This window comes from Pseudomonas sp. GW822-FHT04H02 (assembly GCF_058800645.1).
Genome location: NZ_JBXAMM010000001.1, coordinates 687249 through 702357 on the forward strand (window position 1 = coordinate 687249; position 15109 = coordinate 702357).

The 15109-nt window shown below is 66.3% G+C and carries 16 protein-coding genes; 9 read left to right on the plus strand and 7 right to left on the minus strand.

The features are described from left to right. Positions 1-86 precede the first annotated feature (86 nt). Entirely contained in the window at positions 87-524 is a 438-nt protein-coding gene (locus tag AC1RMG_RS03340; protein ID WP_019094294.1) for a DUF3995 domain-containing protein, read from the plus strand. Positions 525-661: 137 nt separating this feature from the next. On the opposite strand, the gene AC1RMG_RS03345 is transcribed toward AC1RMG_RS03340, so the two are convergent. The 6 genes from AC1RMG_RS03345 to AC1RMG_RS03370 are packed head-to-tail and all read right to left on the minus strand — an operon-like array spanning position 662 to position 6734. Further along, entirely contained in the window at positions 662-1030 is a 369-nt protein-coding gene (locus AC1RMG_RS03345; RefSeq protein ID WP_011060902.1) for a Na+/H+ antiporter subunit G, read from the minus strand. Continuing rightward, positions 1027-1305 carry a K+/H+ antiporter subunit F gene (locus AC1RMG_RS03350; protein WP_011060903.1) on the minus strand — a complete coding sequence of 93 codons (279 nt, stop codon included), beginning with the start codon at positions 1303-1305 and terminating at the stop codon, positions 1027-1029. Before AC1RMG_RS03350 ends, AC1RMG_RS03345 begins: the two co-directional genes overlap by 4 nt. Then, positions 1302-1790, minus strand: coding sequence for a Na+/H+ antiporter subunit E (locus AC1RMG_RS03355; protein WP_011060904.1), 489 nt, complete (start codon positions 1788-1790; stop codon positions 1302-1304). Before AC1RMG_RS03355 ends, AC1RMG_RS03350 begins: the two co-directional genes overlap by 4 nt. Next, the gene (locus tag AC1RMG_RS03360; RefSeq protein ID WP_015635327.1) at positions 1787-3475 is read right to left on the minus strand and encodes a monovalent cation/H+ antiporter subunit D; all 1689 of its coding nucleotides are present in this window, start codon (positions 3473-3475) and stop codon (positions 1787-1789) included. The genes AC1RMG_RS03355 and AC1RMG_RS03360 overlap by 4 nt, the downstream gene beginning before the upstream one ends. Then, positions 3472-3816, minus strand: a complete 345-nt coding sequence (locus tag AC1RMG_RS03365) for a Na+/H+ antiporter subunit C (RefSeq protein WP_011060906.1) — start codon at positions 3814-3816, stop codon at positions 3472-3474. The genes AC1RMG_RS03360 and AC1RMG_RS03365 overlap by 4 nt, the downstream gene beginning before the upstream one ends. Next, on the minus strand, positions 3816-6734 hold the full coding sequence (locus AC1RMG_RS03370) for a monovalent cation/H+ antiporter subunit A (protein WP_011060907.1): 2919 nt from the start codon (positions 6732-6734) through the stop codon (positions 3816-3818). The genes AC1RMG_RS03365 and AC1RMG_RS03370 overlap by 1 nt, the downstream gene beginning before the upstream one ends. 205 nt (positions 6735-6939) lie before the next feature. On the opposite strand from AC1RMG_RS03370, the gene AC1RMG_RS03375 reads away from it, so the two are divergent. Continuing rightward, positions 6940-7299, plus strand: a complete 360-nt coding sequence (locus AC1RMG_RS03375) for a hypothetical protein (RefSeq protein ID WP_169891825.1) — start codon at positions 6940-6942, stop codon at positions 7297-7299. A gap of 163 nt (positions 7300-7462) precedes the next feature. Here AC1RMG_RS03375 and AC1RMG_RS03380 read toward each other — a convergent pair whose 3' ends face one another. Continuing rightward, positions 7463-8470 carry a DMT family transporter gene (locus tag AC1RMG_RS03380; protein ID WP_125063789.1) on the minus strand — a complete coding sequence of 336 codons (1008 nt, stop codon included), beginning with the start codon at positions 8468-8470 and terminating at the stop codon, positions 7463-7465. Here AC1RMG_RS03380 and AC1RMG_RS03385 point away from each other — a divergent pair. The 7 genes from AC1RMG_RS03385 (at position 8465) to AC1RMG_RS03415 (ending at position 15108) form a co-directional block, all read left to right on the plus strand. Further along, on the plus strand, positions 8465-9028 hold the full coding sequence (locus AC1RMG_RS03385) for a helix-turn-helix domain-containing protein (RefSeq protein WP_493168336.1): 564 nt from the start codon (positions 8465-8467) through the stop codon (positions 9026-9028). The two genes, AC1RMG_RS03380 and AC1RMG_RS03385, sit on opposite strands and share 6 nt — an antisense overlap. A 202-nt stretch (positions 9029-9230) precedes the next feature. Then, positions 9231-10433, plus strand: coding sequence for an SfnB family sulfur acquisition oxidoreductase (locus tag AC1RMG_RS03390; RefSeq protein ID WP_493168338.1), 1203 nt, complete (start codon positions 9231-9233; stop codon positions 10431-10433). 11 nt (positions 10434-10444) lie between these two features. After that, positions 10445-10909 (plus strand): acyl-CoA dehydrogenase, encoded by a 465-nt coding sequence (locus tag AC1RMG_RS03395; protein ID WP_493168340.1) that lies wholly within the window; start codon positions 10445-10447, stop codon positions 10907-10909. Further along, positions 10909-12312, plus strand: a complete 1404-nt coding sequence (locus tag AC1RMG_RS03400; protein ID WP_019094297.1) for an LLM class flavin-dependent oxidoreductase — start codon at positions 10909-10911, stop codon at positions 12310-12312. Before AC1RMG_RS03395 ends, AC1RMG_RS03400 begins: the two co-directional genes overlap by 1 nt. Positions 12313-12464: 152 nt before the next feature. Beyond that, positions 12465-13454 carry an AMP-binding protein gene (locus AC1RMG_RS03405; protein WP_041117778.1) on the plus strand — a complete coding sequence of 330 codons (990 nt, stop codon included), beginning with the start codon at positions 12465-12467 and terminating at the stop codon, positions 13452-13454. Then, entirely contained in the window at positions 13451-14227 is a 777-nt protein-coding gene (locus AC1RMG_RS03410) for an ABC transporter ATP-binding protein (protein WP_011060915.1), read from the plus strand. Before AC1RMG_RS03405 ends, AC1RMG_RS03410 begins: the two co-directional genes overlap by 4 nt. Further along, complete coding sequence (locus AC1RMG_RS03415) at positions 14227-15108, plus strand: branched-chain amino acid ABC transporter permease (RefSeq protein WP_011060916.1); 882 nt, start codon at positions 14227-14229, stop codon at positions 15106-15108. The genes AC1RMG_RS03410 and AC1RMG_RS03415 overlap by 1 nt, the downstream gene beginning before the upstream one ends. The last annotated feature ends 1 nt before the right edge of the window (position 15109 follow it).

Consider the following 15109-nt stretch of genomic DNA (forward strand, 5'->3'; position numbering starts at 1 on the left):
TTTATCATCGAAGGCGACGAACGTACTTACAAAAACGGTCAATCGAGTCCATTCTTCAGCGACATTTTCTGCACGGACGTCTGAACATGAATCTTCTGCTCGCACAGGGGGTGGCTGGCAGCTTCCTGTTGATCAGTCTGATCCATCTGTACTGGGCTGCGGGTGGCAAGCGTGGCAGTGATGCAGTGATCCCCGAAGTGCCGGGGCCAGGGCCCGGCATGACCCAGCCGGCGTTCCGCCCGCCGGCCCTGGCCACGATGCTGGTGGCAGTGGCTTTGTTGCTGGTGGCGATGCTGGTGTGCCTGAGGGTCGGGCTCTACCTGCCGACCGTGACCCATCCGTCTCTGCAGTGGGTGATCAGCGCCATTGCCTTGCTGATGTTCGCCCGGGCCATCGGCGACTCCGAGCTGGTGGGTTTTTTCAAGGAAGTCCGGGATTCGAAATTCGCCCGCCTCGACACCCTGTTCTATTCCCCCCTGTGCGTGGTGCTGGGGGCCGGGTTGCTGGTGCTGGCCTGGGCCTGAGGGCAGTCAGCCGGCGCTGGCCAGTGCAGGTGCTGGCTGGTGCAGGAGCTGGCTTGCCAGCGAAGGCGTTTTCGAAGTCGCCGCAAGGCTCACGGGCCTCGTCGCCGGCAGCCGGCTCCTAGGTGCAGCGGATATGCTCAGTTGCCGGTTTCGCTGCGTTTGCTGCTGATTTCCGCCGGCACATCGTCGCCGGCCATGCGCTTGCGAAACAGCGCGGCCCGCGCCAGCAGCAGGGTGGTCACCGGTACGGTGATGGACATCAGCACCGGGATCAGCCAGGCGTGCAGCACCGGCCCGGACTTGAGCGCGGAAAAGTACAGGATCGACGCCAGGGCCACGGCCCAGGAGCCCATGGTGGAGGCCAGGGCCGGCGGGTGCATGCGCTGGAAGTAGCTCTTCATGCGCAGGATGCCCAGGGCCCCGATCAGGGCAAACACACTGCTGATCACCAGCAGCAGGGCCACCAGCACTTCCACCCACAGTGGCAATTGTTCCAGGCTGTTCATTCGATCACCTCGCCACGCAGAAGGAATTTGGCCAGGGCGAAGGAGCCGACAAAGCCGAACAGGGCGATCAGCAGCGCCGCCTCGAAGTAGGTGTCACTGGCGTAGCGCACGCCCAGCACCAGCATCATCAGCATCGCCAGGATGTACAGGTAGTCCAGGGCCAGAACCCGGTCCTGGGCCGAGGGGCCCTTGAACAGGCGCACCAGGGTCAGGACCATGGCCAGGGAGAAAATGAACAGACTCAGCAAGATCGCGTTGGTCAGCAGGACACTCATTCGAAAATCTCCATCAGCGGGCGCTCGTACGTGGCCTTGAAGTGCTGGATGAATTGCGCCTCGTCCTTCAGGTCGAAGACGTGCAGCAACAGCAGGCTGCGGTCCAGGGACAGCTCGGACCAGACCGTGCCCGGTACCACCGTGGTGATGGTAGACAGCGCCGCCAGGCCATTGGCGTCCCGCAGGTCCAGGGGGATCTTGACGAAGGCCGAGTGCACCGGGCGCCGGCCGTTGTTGAGCACGCCCCAGGCCACCAGAAGGTTGGACACCAGCACGTCGCGGCCCACCACCAGGAACAGGCGCAGGATGGTGCCCGGGCGGCGGATGCGGATCGGCAGGGGCCGCAGGGGCTGCATCAGCAGCGGCGCGAGAAAGCCCAGCAGGGCGCCCAGCAGCAGGTTGCCCGGGCTGAGGGACAGGTTCAGCACCAGCCAGAGCAGCCACAGTGCCAGGGACAGGAATGGCGCGGGGAACAGGCGCTTCATGGGTGCACCTCCACTGCCGCTGCGGTCTTGGATTCAGGGCTGAGCACGGTGCGGGTGCCCAGCACCGCCATCACGTAATGCTCCGGGTGGTTGAGGCTGTCGGCGGTGGCCTGGGTGAAGCGCAGCAACGGCTCGGCCTTGAAGCTGAGCAGCACGCAGAGCCCCAGCAGCGCCACGATCGGCAGGCACTCCAGGCGCCGCAGCACCGGCGAAGGGCGTTCCTCCGGGGTCCAGAAGCGCTGCACACCCAGGCGGGCAAAGGCAATCAGCGAGGCCAGGCCCGAGAGGATCAACAGCGCCAGGAAGCACCAGGCCGCCGGGGTGATCGGCGCGCCCTCGCTGGCCCCCAGGCCCTCGGGGTTGAGCAGGGCGGCAATCAGGTTGAGCTTGCCGATGAAGCCCGATAGCGGCGGCATGCCGATGATCAGCAAGGCGCAGGCGATGAAGCTCAGGCCGAGGAAGGCCATGGTCCAGGGGATCACCTGGCCGACCACCACTTTCTGTTCATCGTCGAGGTTGCTGCCCCGTGGCGGGTGCAGCGACTCCATGGGCCGCGGCAGGATCTCGCCTTCATCCTCCAGGGGGATCTCGTTGGCCGAGCGCGAACGCTCGATCAGTTCTGCCAGCAAAAACAGCGCGCACATCGCCAGGGTCGAGCTGAACAGGTAGAACAGCGCCGCGCCGGTGAGGGCCGGCTGGGCGAAGCCGATCACCGAGATCAGGATGCCGGCCGACACCAGGATGCTCAGGCTGGCCATGCGTTCCAGGCGCTGGGCCGGAAGAATCGCCAGGGCCGCGCAGAAGATCGTCGCCATGCCGCCGTACACCAGCCACTGGCTGCCGAAATAGGCCGAGGCCCCGGCTTGCCCGGAGAACAGCAGGGTCCACAGGCGCAGTACGGTGTACACACCGACTTTGGTCATGATGGCGAACAGTGCCGCCACCGGCGCGCTGGCCGAGGAGTAGGCGGGCACCAGCCAGAAGTTCAGTGGCCACATCCCGGCCTTGGCCAGGAAGGCGATCGCCAGGATCGCCGTACCGGCGTGCAGCAGGCCGCGGTCGGCTTCCGGCACCAGGGGGATCTTCATCGCCAGGTCGGCCATGTTCAGGGTCCCGGTGACCCCGTAGATCATCGCCGTGCCGATCAGGAACAGCGATGAGGCCAGCAGGTTGATGGTGATGTAGTGCAGCCCCGAAGACACCCGCGCGCGCCCCGAGCCGTGCAGCATCAGGCCGTAGGACGCCGCCAGCAGCACCTCGAAGAACACGAACAGGTTGAACAGGTCGGCGGTCAGGAAGGCCCCGTAGAGGCCCATCAGCTGGATCTGGAACAGGGCATGGAAACTGGCCCCGGCGCCGTCCCAGCGGGCCATGGCGAACAGCAGCGCGCTGACCCCGATGATACCGGTGAGCACCAGCATCAGCGCCGACAGGCGATCGACCACCAGCACGATGCCGAACGGCACCTGCCAGTTGCTGGGCAGGTACACGCCGAAGGAACCGGTGGCGCCCTGGACCTGGGTCCAGTACAGCAGGTAGCCCGCCAGGCACAGGCCCAGCAGGGTGGAGAGCAGGTTGATCCGGGCTTTCAGCGGGCGATGCTTTTCCCCCAGCAGCAACATGATGCCCGCGGTCAGCAGAGGCAGGAGGATGGGGGCGACGATCAGGTGCGACAACGGATTCATTCCTTGGGCTCCCGGCCATCGACGTGGTCGGTGCCGGTCAGGCCCCGGGAAGCCAGGAGCACCACCAGAAACAGCGCAGTCATGGCGAAGCTGATGACGATGGCCGTGAGCACCAGCGCCTGGGGCAGCGGGTCGGTGTAGTGCAGCAGGTCCTGGGGCACGCCGTCCTTGACGATCGGCTCCTTGCCGATGAACAGGCTGCCCATGCTGAAGATGAACAGGTTGACCGCATAGGACAGCAGGCACAGGCCCATCACCACCTGGAAGGTCCGCGGGCGCAGCACCAGCCAGACTCCGGAAGCGGCGAGGACCCCAATGGCGATTGCGATGACTTCTTCCATCAGGCGGCTCCGTTCTGAGTCAGGGATTTGGCCTGGCTGGCCGGCTTGTGGGCCCGCACCGACTGGTGCGCCAGGGCCGTGAGGATCAGCAGGGTCGCACCCACCACCACGGCGTACACGCCGATGTCGAAGAACAGCGCGCTGGCGATGTGGATATCACCGAACAGCGGCAGGTCCACATGCAGCGTGTGGGTGGTCAGGAACGGGTAGCCCCAGGCCAGGGCGCCGAGGCCGGTGGCCAGGGCAACCAGCAGCCCGGTGCCCATCCAGCGCAGCGGCCGCAGGCTCATCTGCGCCTCGACCCACTGGGTGCCCGCCACCATGTACTGGAGGATGAAGGCCACCGACATCACCAGCCCGGCGACGAAACCGCCACCCGGCAGGTTGTGCCCGCGCATGAACAGGTAGAAGGACACCACCAGGGCAATCGGCAGCAGCAGGCGCACCAGCACCGCCGGCACCATCATGAAGCCCAGGGCGGTGTCGCTGGCCTGGCGCGGGTTGACCAGGTCGGTGACCACGTCCGGGGCCAGCAGGCGCTGCTGCGCCGGCAACTGCATGCTTTCCTTGGGCGGGCGGAAGCGGCGCAGCAGGGCGAACACGGTCAGGGCCACCGCCGCCAGCACGGTGATCTCGCCCAGGGTGTCGAAGCTGCGGAAGTCCACCAGGGTCACGTTGACCACATTGGTGCCGCCGCCTTCGGGCAGGGCGCGGCTGAGGTAGAACGAGGAAATGTCGTTGGGAGTGGGGCGGGTCAGCATGGCGTAGGACAGCACTGCCATGCCCAGGCCCACGGCCACCGACAGGCTCAGGTCGCGCAGGCGGCGGATGCGCGCCTTGGGCACGCTGCTGGGCAGGGGCGAGACGTCCTCGATCCGCCGTGGCAGCCAGCGCAGGCCGAGGAGGATCAGCACCGTGGTCACCACTTCCACCACCAGCTGGGTCAGGGCCAGGTCCGGCGCCGAGAACCAGACGAAGGTCACGCAGGTCATCAGGCCGCAGACGCTGACCATGGTCAGGGCGGCCAGACGGTGGTACTTGGCTTGCCAGGCGGCGCCCAGGGCGCAGGCGATGGCCAGCAGCCAGAAGGTCACGAAGACGATGGAACCGGGGATCTTCGGCCGGTCGCCCCAGGTCAGCTGGCTGTAGAGCATGGGGATCAGCCCGGCGATCACCGCCGCCAGGATCAGCACGAACAGCTGGGTCTGCAGGCGCTTGGTGCTCAACCGGCGTTCCAGGCGCCGGGCCAGGCGGGTCATGCCCACCAGGCTGCGCTCGAACAACAGCTTGCCGTTGAGACGGCCCACGCCCGGCGGGTAGGCGAAACGGCCCGCCACCAGCGGCTTGTGCAGCAGCAGGTAGAGGACGATGCCGCAGGACATGGCGATCAGGCTCATGATCATCGGGGCATTGAGGCCGTGCCAGATGGCCAGGCTGTACTCGGGCAGGGTTCCGCCCACCACCGGCAGCGCCGCGGCGGCCAGCAGCGGGCCGATGATCTGCGCCGGGAAGATCCCCACCAGCAGGCAGGTGAACACCAGCAGTTCAACCGGGGCACGCATCCAGCGCGGCGGCTCGTGGGGCGTGTGCGGCAGGTCGGTGGCCGGCTCCCCGAAGAACACGTCGACCGTGAAGCGCAGGGCGTAGGCGACGCTGAAGGTCCCGGCGATGGTAGCGATCACCGGCAGGGCGATTTCCACCCAGGCGCTGGAGTTGATGAACACCGTCTCGGCGAAGAACATCTCCTTGGACAGGAAGCCGTTGAGCAGCGGCACCCCGGCCATGGAGGCGCTGGCCACCATGGCCAGGGTCGCGGTGTAGGGCATCAGCTTGATCAGGCCGTTGAGCTTGCGGATGTCACGGCTGCCGCTTTCGTGGTCGATGATCCCGGCCGCCATGAACAGCGAGGCCTTGAACGTGGCGTGGTTGAGAATGTGGAACACCGCCGCCACCGCGGCCAGCGGGCTGTTCAGGCCCAGCAGCAGGGTGATCAGCCCCAGGTGGCTGATGGTGGAATAGGCCAGCAGGCCCTTGAGGTCGTTCTGGAACATCGCGCAGTAGGCGCCCAGCACCAGGGTGCAGGCCCCGGCGCCGCTGACGATGTAGAACCATTCTTCAGTGCCGGACAACGACGGCCACAGGCGGGCCAGGAGAAACACCCCGGCCTTGACCATGGTCGCCGAGTGCAGGTAGGCCGAGACCGGGGTCGGTGCGGCCATGGCGTGGGGTAGCCAGAAGTGGAAGGGGAACTGCGCGCTCTTGCTCAGGGCGCCCAGCAGGATCAGGGGCAACAGGATCGGGTAGAGCGCGTGGGCGCGTATCTTGTCTCCGGCAGCCAGTACCTGGTCCAGGTCGTAGCTGCCCACCACATGGCCGAGCAGCATGACCCCGGCCAGCAGGCACAAGCCCCCGGCACCGGTGACCATCAACGCCATGTAGGCGCCGCGGCGGGCATCGGAGCGGTGGTGCCAGTAGCCGATCAGCAGGAAGGAGAAGAGGCTGGTGAGCTCCCAGAAGAACACGATCTGGATCAGGTTGCCGGAAATCACCAGGCCGAGCATGGCCCCCATGAAGGCCAGGAAGAAGGCGAAGAAACGCGGCACCGGATCTTGCGGCGACATGTAATAACGCGCGTAGAGCGCCACCAGGCTGCCGATGCCCAGCACCAGCAGCGAGAACAGCCAGGCGAAGCCGTCCAGGCGCAGCACGAAGTTCAGCCCCAGGCTCGGCAGCCAGGCATACTCCTCGCGAATCACCCCGCCATCGGCGATCTGTGGGTACAGCAGAGCCACCTGGATGGTGCCAATGAGTGCCACCAGGCCGGCCAGCAGAGATTCGGTGTTACGTGCGTTGTGCGGCAACAGGGCCGCCAGACAGCTGCCGATGAATGGCAGAAGCAGTAGAACTATCAGGGACATAGGCTTCTAATCTGCGGAAAAGTATGACGCATAATACGTGCCAGGCCCTGGATCACCAACCGCCATGCGCGGCCCGGGCCCCCTAAGAAATGTTACATACGCTTTCAAAGGTAGGAGACAAATGCCTGATGCGCCCGTTCACCGGGTGCTGTGGGGCAAATGCCCTGCCCAGCTCAAGCCGCCACAAGGATCGACAAGGGTGCACATGATTAAAGGATCGGCCTTGGGCCGGCTGTTTCGACGGGGCGCGTTCGCCGTGCTGTTCACCGCCTTTGGTGCGGCATCGGGCATTGGCCTGGAGCATTATCTGGACCGCCCCGACATGCTCAAGACCCGCCAGGCGCTGGTCATCGAAGGCCCGCAGGGGGATGAGCGCAACTATGTGCTGCCGCCGGGCACGGTGCTCTATTTCGACCGCGCCTTTGCCGAGGGGCACGCGCTCTACCACGCCTACTTCTATTATCACGGCGAGCCTGAAAATGACCGGGTACTGCTGGAGCCCAAGCACAAGGGCTCCCTGACCGTCCCCACCTGGCTCTATGCCCCCGGGGACCCCGCACTGTAGGCGCTGGCCTATCAGCGAGAGCGCCTGCAAGAGCACCTTCGCCGGCAAGCCGGCTCCTGCAGTCCCCACCACTACCCCAGCCAGCCGTAGGCGCTGGCTTGTCAGCGAAAGGGCCCTCAAGAGCTCCCTCACCAGCAAGCCGCCCCCCGCAGCGGGCCGTTGCTCAGGACTCCATCGCCTCGCCGCTCTGCTGTCCGGCTTCTGCCTTGGGCTTCCATTCGCTGATGATCACCGCCAGCACGATCAAGGCGCCGCCCAGCAACGCCAGCCCCGGCAGGCGCTCCCCGGCGATGCGCCCGACAATCCCGGCCCACACCGGCTCGCCGGCATAGATCAGGGTGGCGCGGGTCGGCGAGACGCTTTTCTGCGCCCAGTTCATTGCCAGCTGGATCACCGCGCTGGCAGCCCCCAGGCCCAGGGCGCTGGCCAGCAGCAGCCAGGAAAACCCCGGCAGCGCTTCCCCGGTCGGCCACACCATGGCGAACGCCAGCAGCGAGGTGACCGCCAGTTGCACCACGGTGACCCGGCGCACATCCACCCGCCCGCCGAAGCTGCTGATGAGGATGATCTCCGCGGCAATGGCCACGGTACTGATCAGGGTGGCGATCTCCCCGGGGCTGAAGTCCAGGGACGCGCCATTGGGCCCGGACAGCAGCATCAGCCCGGTGAACGCCAGCATGATGCCGATACTCGGCAGCAACCCCGGGCGCTTGCCCATGAACAGCCATTGCAGCAACGGCACGAAGGGCACATAAAGGGCGGTGATGAACGCCGACTGGCTGCTGGGAATGCTTTGCAGGCCCACGGTCTGCAAACCGTAGCCGAGCATGATGGCGGTGCCGATAAAGGCCCCGGCGCGCAGTTCGAACAGGGTCAGGCCGCGCAAGTGGCGCAGTGAGAATGCACCGACCATGCACGCCGCTGCGGCAAAGCGCAGGCCGACGAAGAACATCGGCCCGCTGACGCTCATGGCGTTCTGCACCAGCAGGAAGGTGCCGCCCCAGATCATGGTGATCAGCACCAGCACGGCTTCGGCCTTGCTCAACTTGAACTGGAATCCGCGGGAGGGCGTTGCTGTCATGGCCTTGCGTGCTACCTGAGGGGGACGCACAATGCGCCGGAAGTTGGGCAGTATACTGCGCAGGCCCCAGGAGTGAGCAATATAGTGCACAAAGAAAACGTCCAGCGGGCCTCGGTCCTGCAACATGTCAGCCTCAACGTCCGCCGCCTGCGCAATGCCGCGGGCTTGAGCCAGAGCGCCCTGGCGGAAAAATCCAATGTCAGCCGGCGGATGCTGGTGGCGATAGAGGCGGGGGAGAAGAACGTCAGCCTCGGCACCCTGGACCGGGTGGCGGAAGCCTTGAACGTGGCCTTCAGCGACCTGATCCAGGCCCCGGATGCCCGGGACCCGAGCCGCATCAATGAGCTGGCCTGGGCCGGTGCTATCCCCGGCAGCAAGGCGCTGCTCCTGGCCAAGGCCGAGGCCACCCGTGAAGTGGAGCTTTGGGAATGGCAGCTGGAGCCTGGCGAGGTCTATCACTCGGAGTGCGACGCCGAGGGCTGGAGCGAGCAGATCTACGTCTTCGAAGGCTGCCTGACGGTGTTCTTCGGCGACACTGAACGGCGCCTGGAATGCGGTGACTTCTTCATGTTCGCCAGCCACGTGCCCCACGGCTACCGCAACGACGGCACCCGGGCCACGCGCTTCGTGCGCAACGTGGTGATCTGACGCCCCGTGGCCCGGCAAGCGCTGTTTGCCCAGCAACAGCAGTTGGACATTTTGCCTGTTTTCAGTTGATGTCTTTTAGCTGAATTGTCAAGCAACTTGCTGATATTAAAGGTTTTTATATTTAGGCACGACTCCTGCAATTGTCCTGGAAAGAACCCCGCGACGGGTGTTCACCTTGATGTTCAGGAAGCGGAGTCGGCCCATGACAGCCCCAGCCCAACCCTCTCGCAGTGCCCATCTCATCCAGAACGATGCGCAAGCCATCAGCGTGGCCCGGGCCCTGGCCCAGCGCTTTGCCGTGGAGGCGGCGCTGCGTGATCGCGAGCGGCGCCTGCCTCGGGCAGAGCTCGACGAATTTTCCGCCAGCGGCCTGTGGGGCATCACCATCCCCAAAGAGTACGGCGGCGCCGGGGTGTCCTACGCCACCCTGGTGGAAGTCATCAAGCTCATTTCCGCCGCCGACCCGTCTCTCGGCCAGTTGCCGCAGAACCACCTGGGGGTGGTGGACATCCTGCTGCAGACCGCCAGCGAAGAGCAGAAGCGCCATTACTTCGCCAAGGTGTTGCAGGGCTACCGCTTCGGCAATGCGTTTTCCGAGGCCGGCAGCAAGCACGTCGGCGCCTTTGAAACCCAGATCCGTTTCGACGGCGAACAGGCGCAGATCGACGGCGAGAAGTTCTACTGCACCGGGGCGCTGTTCGCCCACATCGTCCCGGCGGTGGCGGTGGACGAACACAACCAGGCGCACATTGCCTTTATCGAGCGCGACAACCCTGGCCTCACGGTGGTCGACAGCTGGGACGGCTTCGGCCAGCGCACCACCGCCAGCGGCGGGGTCAGCCTCAAGGCGGTGCGGGTGCCACGCAGCGCGGTGATCCCGGCCCATCGGGCCTTCGACCAGCCCACCGCCGATGGCCCGATCTCGCAAATCATCCAGGCCGCGGTGGACACCGGCATCGCCGTCGCCGCCCTGGAAGACGCCAAGCACCATGCCCGGCAATCCCGGCCATGGATCGACAGCGGCCTGGACCATGGCTGGCAGGACCCGTTCACCATCGCCGCCATCGGCGACCTGGAATGGCGGGTGCACGGCACCGAGGCAATCCTCGCCAAGGCCGCCGAGGCGGTCGATCAGGCCCTGGCCAGCCCCAGCGAAGACAGCGTCGCCCAGGCCTCCCTGGTGGTGGCCCAGGCCAAGGTGCTGTCGGCGGAGAGTGCCTTGCTCGCCGCCAGCAAACTCTTCGAACTGGCCGGCACCCGCTCGGTGTCGGGCAAGTACAACCTCGACCGCCACTGGCGCAACGCCCGCACCCACACCCTGCACGATCCGGCGCGCTGGAAATATCACCTGATCGGCAACTACCTGCTCAACGGCATCAAGCCGGCCCGCCACGCCTGGAACTGAAGGACTGCGCCATGAATGCACTGACCCGCCCCGACACCCCCCAAGCGGCCCTGGAACACAACGCCCAGGTCCTGCAGCGGGCCCGCGTCCTGCTGCAGCAAACCCTGGATTTCATCCGCGAGCAGGCCCGGCCCTGGAGCGGCAGCGGCCTGGCCAGGGCCAGCGACGACCCCTATGTGATCAGCCGCTTTGGCGACCTGAACATCCGCATCGACCTGGCCGCGGCCCTGCAGGAACGGGCCCAGCACCAGATAGAGCAAGAGCCGGACCCGGCGGAAGTTGCGGTGGCCCTGGCCGAGGCGGCGATTGCCGCGGGCCAGGCGCTGCTGGCGGCCAGCGACGCCGAGTTCGAACTCACCGGTCAGCGCAGCCCGCAGCCCCAGACCCTGGATGACCCGCTGCGCTGGAAATACCAACTGATCGGCAACTACCGCCTCAATGGCGTGCCACCCCAAGGTTTCAGGAGTGTTGTGTGATGTCCCGTGAAATCCGCCTCAATGCCTTCGACATGAACTGTGTCGGCCACCAGTCGCCGGGCCTCTGGGCCCACCCCCGGGACCGCTCCTGGCAGTACAAGGACCTGGAGTACTGGACCGACCTGGCGAAAATCCTTGAAAAGGGCAAGTTCGACGGGTTGTTCATCGCCGATGTGCTGGGCATCTACGACGTCTACAACGGCAACGGCGAGGCAGCGATCCGCCAGGCCGCCCAGGTCCCGGTGAACGACCCGCTGCAGCTGATCCCGCCCATGGCCCTGGTCACCGAGCACCTGGGCTTCGGCCTCACCGCGTCGCTGTCCTTCGAGCACCCGTACCCCTTCGCCCGGCGCCTATCCACCCTCGATCACCTGACGAAGGGCCGCGCCGGCTGGAACATCGTCACCTCCTACCTGGAGAGCGGGGCCAAGAACATCGGGCAGCAGGCCCAGACCGAACACGACGCTCGCTACGACTACGCCGAGGAGTACCTGGAGGTCTGCTACAAGCTCTGGGAAGGCAGTTGGGAAGACGGCGCGATCCTGCGCGACCGCGAGCGACGGATCTTCAGCGACCCGAGCAAGATCCACGAGATCCGCCATGTCGGCAAACACTTCCAGGTGCCGGGCATCCACCTCTGCGAGCCGTCGCCGCAACGTACCCCGGTGCTCTACCAGGCCGGGGCATCCAGCCGGGGCAAGCAGTTCGCCGCCGAGCAGGCCGAATGCGTGTTCGTCGCCGCGCCGTCCAAGGTGCTGCTGAAAAAGACCGTGGCCGACATCCGCCGCCGGGCCGCCGAGGCCGGGCGCGATCCGTCGAAGATCCTGATCTTCAACCTGCAGACGGTGATCCTGGGCGAGACCGACGCCAAGGCCAAGGCCAAGTTCGAGGAATACAAATCCTGGGTCAGCTATGAGGGCGCCATGGCGCTGATTTCCGGCTGGACCGGCATCGACTTCAGCCGCTTCAAGCCCGACGAGCCCCTCAAGCACGTGCACACCAACGCCATCCAGTCGGCGGTGGAGGCCTTCTCCACGGCAGACCCGAACAAGGTCTGGACACCCCATGAACTGGCGGACTGGGTGGGCATCGGCGGCTTTGGCCCGTTGTTCGTCGGTAGCCCGGAAACCGTCGCCGACCTGCTTCAGGAATGGGTGGAAGAAACCGACGTCGACGGCTTCAACCTGGCGTATGCGCTGACCCACGAAAGCTTTATCGACGCCGTGGAACTGCTGGTGCCGGAGTTGCAGAAGCGGGGCGTCTACAAGACCGAATACGCCCCGGGCACCCTGCGGGAAAAACTCTTCGGCGCCGGCCCGCGCCTGCCCGAAAGCCACCCGGGCAGCGCCTGGCGCAACCTGGGCGGGCAACGCCAAGCAGCCGCACAACGTGCCAGCGCCTGAACCCCGCGCCCTGTAGGAGCTGGCTCGCCAGCGAAGGGGCCCACGCCTTCGCCGGCAAGCCGGCTCCTACAAGCGAAAAGGCCCACAAGGCCCCCGTTCATTTCCAGCCAGCGGACCACCGCACGCGATTGCCAAGAGATCGAGGTCAACTCATGAGCGTGCATGAACTCAAGCGTGCGCCGAGCGCGGATTCGCCAGCGCCCCAGGCCCGGCTGCAGTTGAGCGGGGCCCTGGAGCGGTTGCGCCACTGGGCTCAGGTCAGCCCGTTGCACAACGCCTTGCGCCACAAGCGCCACGGCCACTGGTACGCCTGGCGCTGGATCGACGCCCTGCGGGACGTCGAGCGCCTGGCCGACGGCCTGCGCCAGCAGGGCCTGACGCCGGATTCGCGGTTGGCAGTCAGCGCCCGCTTCGAACCGGACCTGCTCCTGCTGGCTCTGGCGGCCCACAGCCTTGGCGCCGAGGTGCTGAGCCTGGACGACGAGCTGCCGCCCCAAGCCCTGCGCCAGACCCTGTGGCGCCTGCAACCGAGCCACGCCTTCGTGCATTCGCGCCAGCAGGTGCTGGATTGGGTCGCCGCCAGTGAAAACGCTCTGGCCCCGCAGTTGCTGATTGCCGGGCAAGCCTTGCCGCGCCTGCCGGAAGGCGCGCATCTGCCCCTGCTGGAATTGCGCGAGCTGCTGGGCCGGGGCGAGCCACCCCGGCGCCAGGCCAATTGGCGCGCCCCGGTCGGCAGCGGCCAATTGTGGAGCGAGGAGGGCACGCAATGGCAGGAGGGCCTGACGGTGCTGCTGGAGCAATGGCTGGGCAGTGGCCAGTGCCTGGCCTTCGCAGAAAGCCGCGGCTCGACCAGCCGCGACCGGCGGGAGGTAGCCCCCAGCGGCCTGCTGCTGTCGCCCCAGCGCCTGCAACGCCTGGCGGACGAGATCGAGAGCCGCCTGGCGCCCCCCGACAGCTGGCGCCGACGCCTGTGCGAGTGGGCCTTGGCCCATCCCCAGGGCCTGTTGGCGCGCCTGCTCAAGCATCGGGTGCGCCGCCTGCTGGGCTTTGCTCGCCTGCAATTCATCTGGCAGGCCCCCCAGGCCACGACGCCACCGGCCACCCCGGCCTGGATCGTCGAATTCACACGGAACATTGCATGAGCCACGCCGAATCCATTTTGCAAGTCAGTGACATCTCCCTGTCGTTCAAGGGGGTCAAGGCCATCAATCAACTGTCGTTCGAGGTGCGCCGGGGCGAGATCTGTGCCCTGATCGGCCCCAATGGCGCGGGCAAGAGTTCGCTGCTCAACGTGCTCAACGGGGTCTATCGCTTTGACGCCGGGACCATCGTGTTCGAGCGCCAGCCGTTGCAGCGCATCGACCCGCTGGACGCCGCGCGCCGGGGCATCGGCCGCACGTTCCAGAACAACGCGCTGTTCAAGAAGATGAGCGTGCTGGACAACCTGCTCACCGGCCTTTCGCGCCACTCCCGCGCGCGCTTCATCGAACAGGCCCTGGGCTTGCCCCGGGCCCGCCGTGAAGCCCGGGCATTCCGCCAGCTGGCCGAAGGCATCCTGCAGTTTCTGGAATTGCAGGCATTGCGCGATGTGCCGGTGGGCAACCTGGCCTATGGCCTGCAAAAGCGCGTCGAGTTGGGCAGGGCGCTGATCGCCGGGCCCAGCCTGTTGCTGCTGGACGAACCCCTGGCCGGAATGAATGCCGAGGAGAAGCAGGAAATGGCCCGCTTCATCGCCGACATCAACCGTGACCTGGGCACCACCGTGGTGCTGATCGAGCACGACATGGCGGTGGTCATGGACCTGTGCGACCACGTGGTGGTGCTCGACTACGGACGCAAGGTGGGCGATGGCACACCGGCCGAGGTCCAGGCCAACCCCGAGGTGATCGCCGCTTACCTGGGGGCCGTGCACTGATGGCATTCTTCTTCGAAACCCTGCTCGGCGGTCTGCTGGCCGGCACCCTGTATTCACTGGTGGCCATCGGCTTCGTGCTGATCTACAAGGCCAGTGGCGTGTTCAATTTCGCCCAGGGCTCGATGCTGCTGTTCGCCGCGCTGACCTTCGTCAGCCTGCACGAGCAGGGCGTGCCTTTCGCCCTGGCACTGTTGCTGACGGTGCTGGTGATGATCCTCGGCGCCTGGCTGATCGAACGCCTGGTGCTGCGGCCCTTGGTCAACCGCTCGCCGATCACCCTGTTCATGGCCACCCTGGGCCTGTCGTTCATCATCGAGGGCCTGGCCCAGGGCCTGATGGGCTCCCAGGTGCGGGCCCTGGACCTGGGCATCGACGATGTACCGCTGTTCCTCGGGCCGCTGATGGTCAGCCAGTTCGACCTGATTGCCGCGGCTACCGCCCTGGTGCTGGTGACGGTGCTGGCGCTGCTGTTCAACAAGACCCGCATCGGCATCTCGCTGCGGGCGGTGGCCGACGACACCACGGCGGCGCTGTCCATCGGCATCAACCTCAACCGCATCTGGCAGATCGTCTGGGCGGTGGCCGGGGTGGTAGGGCTGGTGGCCGGGCTGCTCTGGGGGGCACGCCAGGGGGTGCAGTTCTCTCTATCGCTGGTGGTGCTCAAGGCGCTGCCGGTGCTGATCATCGGCGGCTTCACCTCGATCGGCGGGGCGATTGCCGGCGGCCTGATCGTGGGCGCCGCCGAAAACCTGGCGGAGGTCTATATCGGCCCGCTGATTGGCGGCGGCATCAGCCCCTGGTTCGCCTATGTCCTGGCCCTGGCCTTCCTCTATATCCGCCCCGCCGGCCTGTTCGGCGAGCGGGCCATCGAGCGAGTGTGAA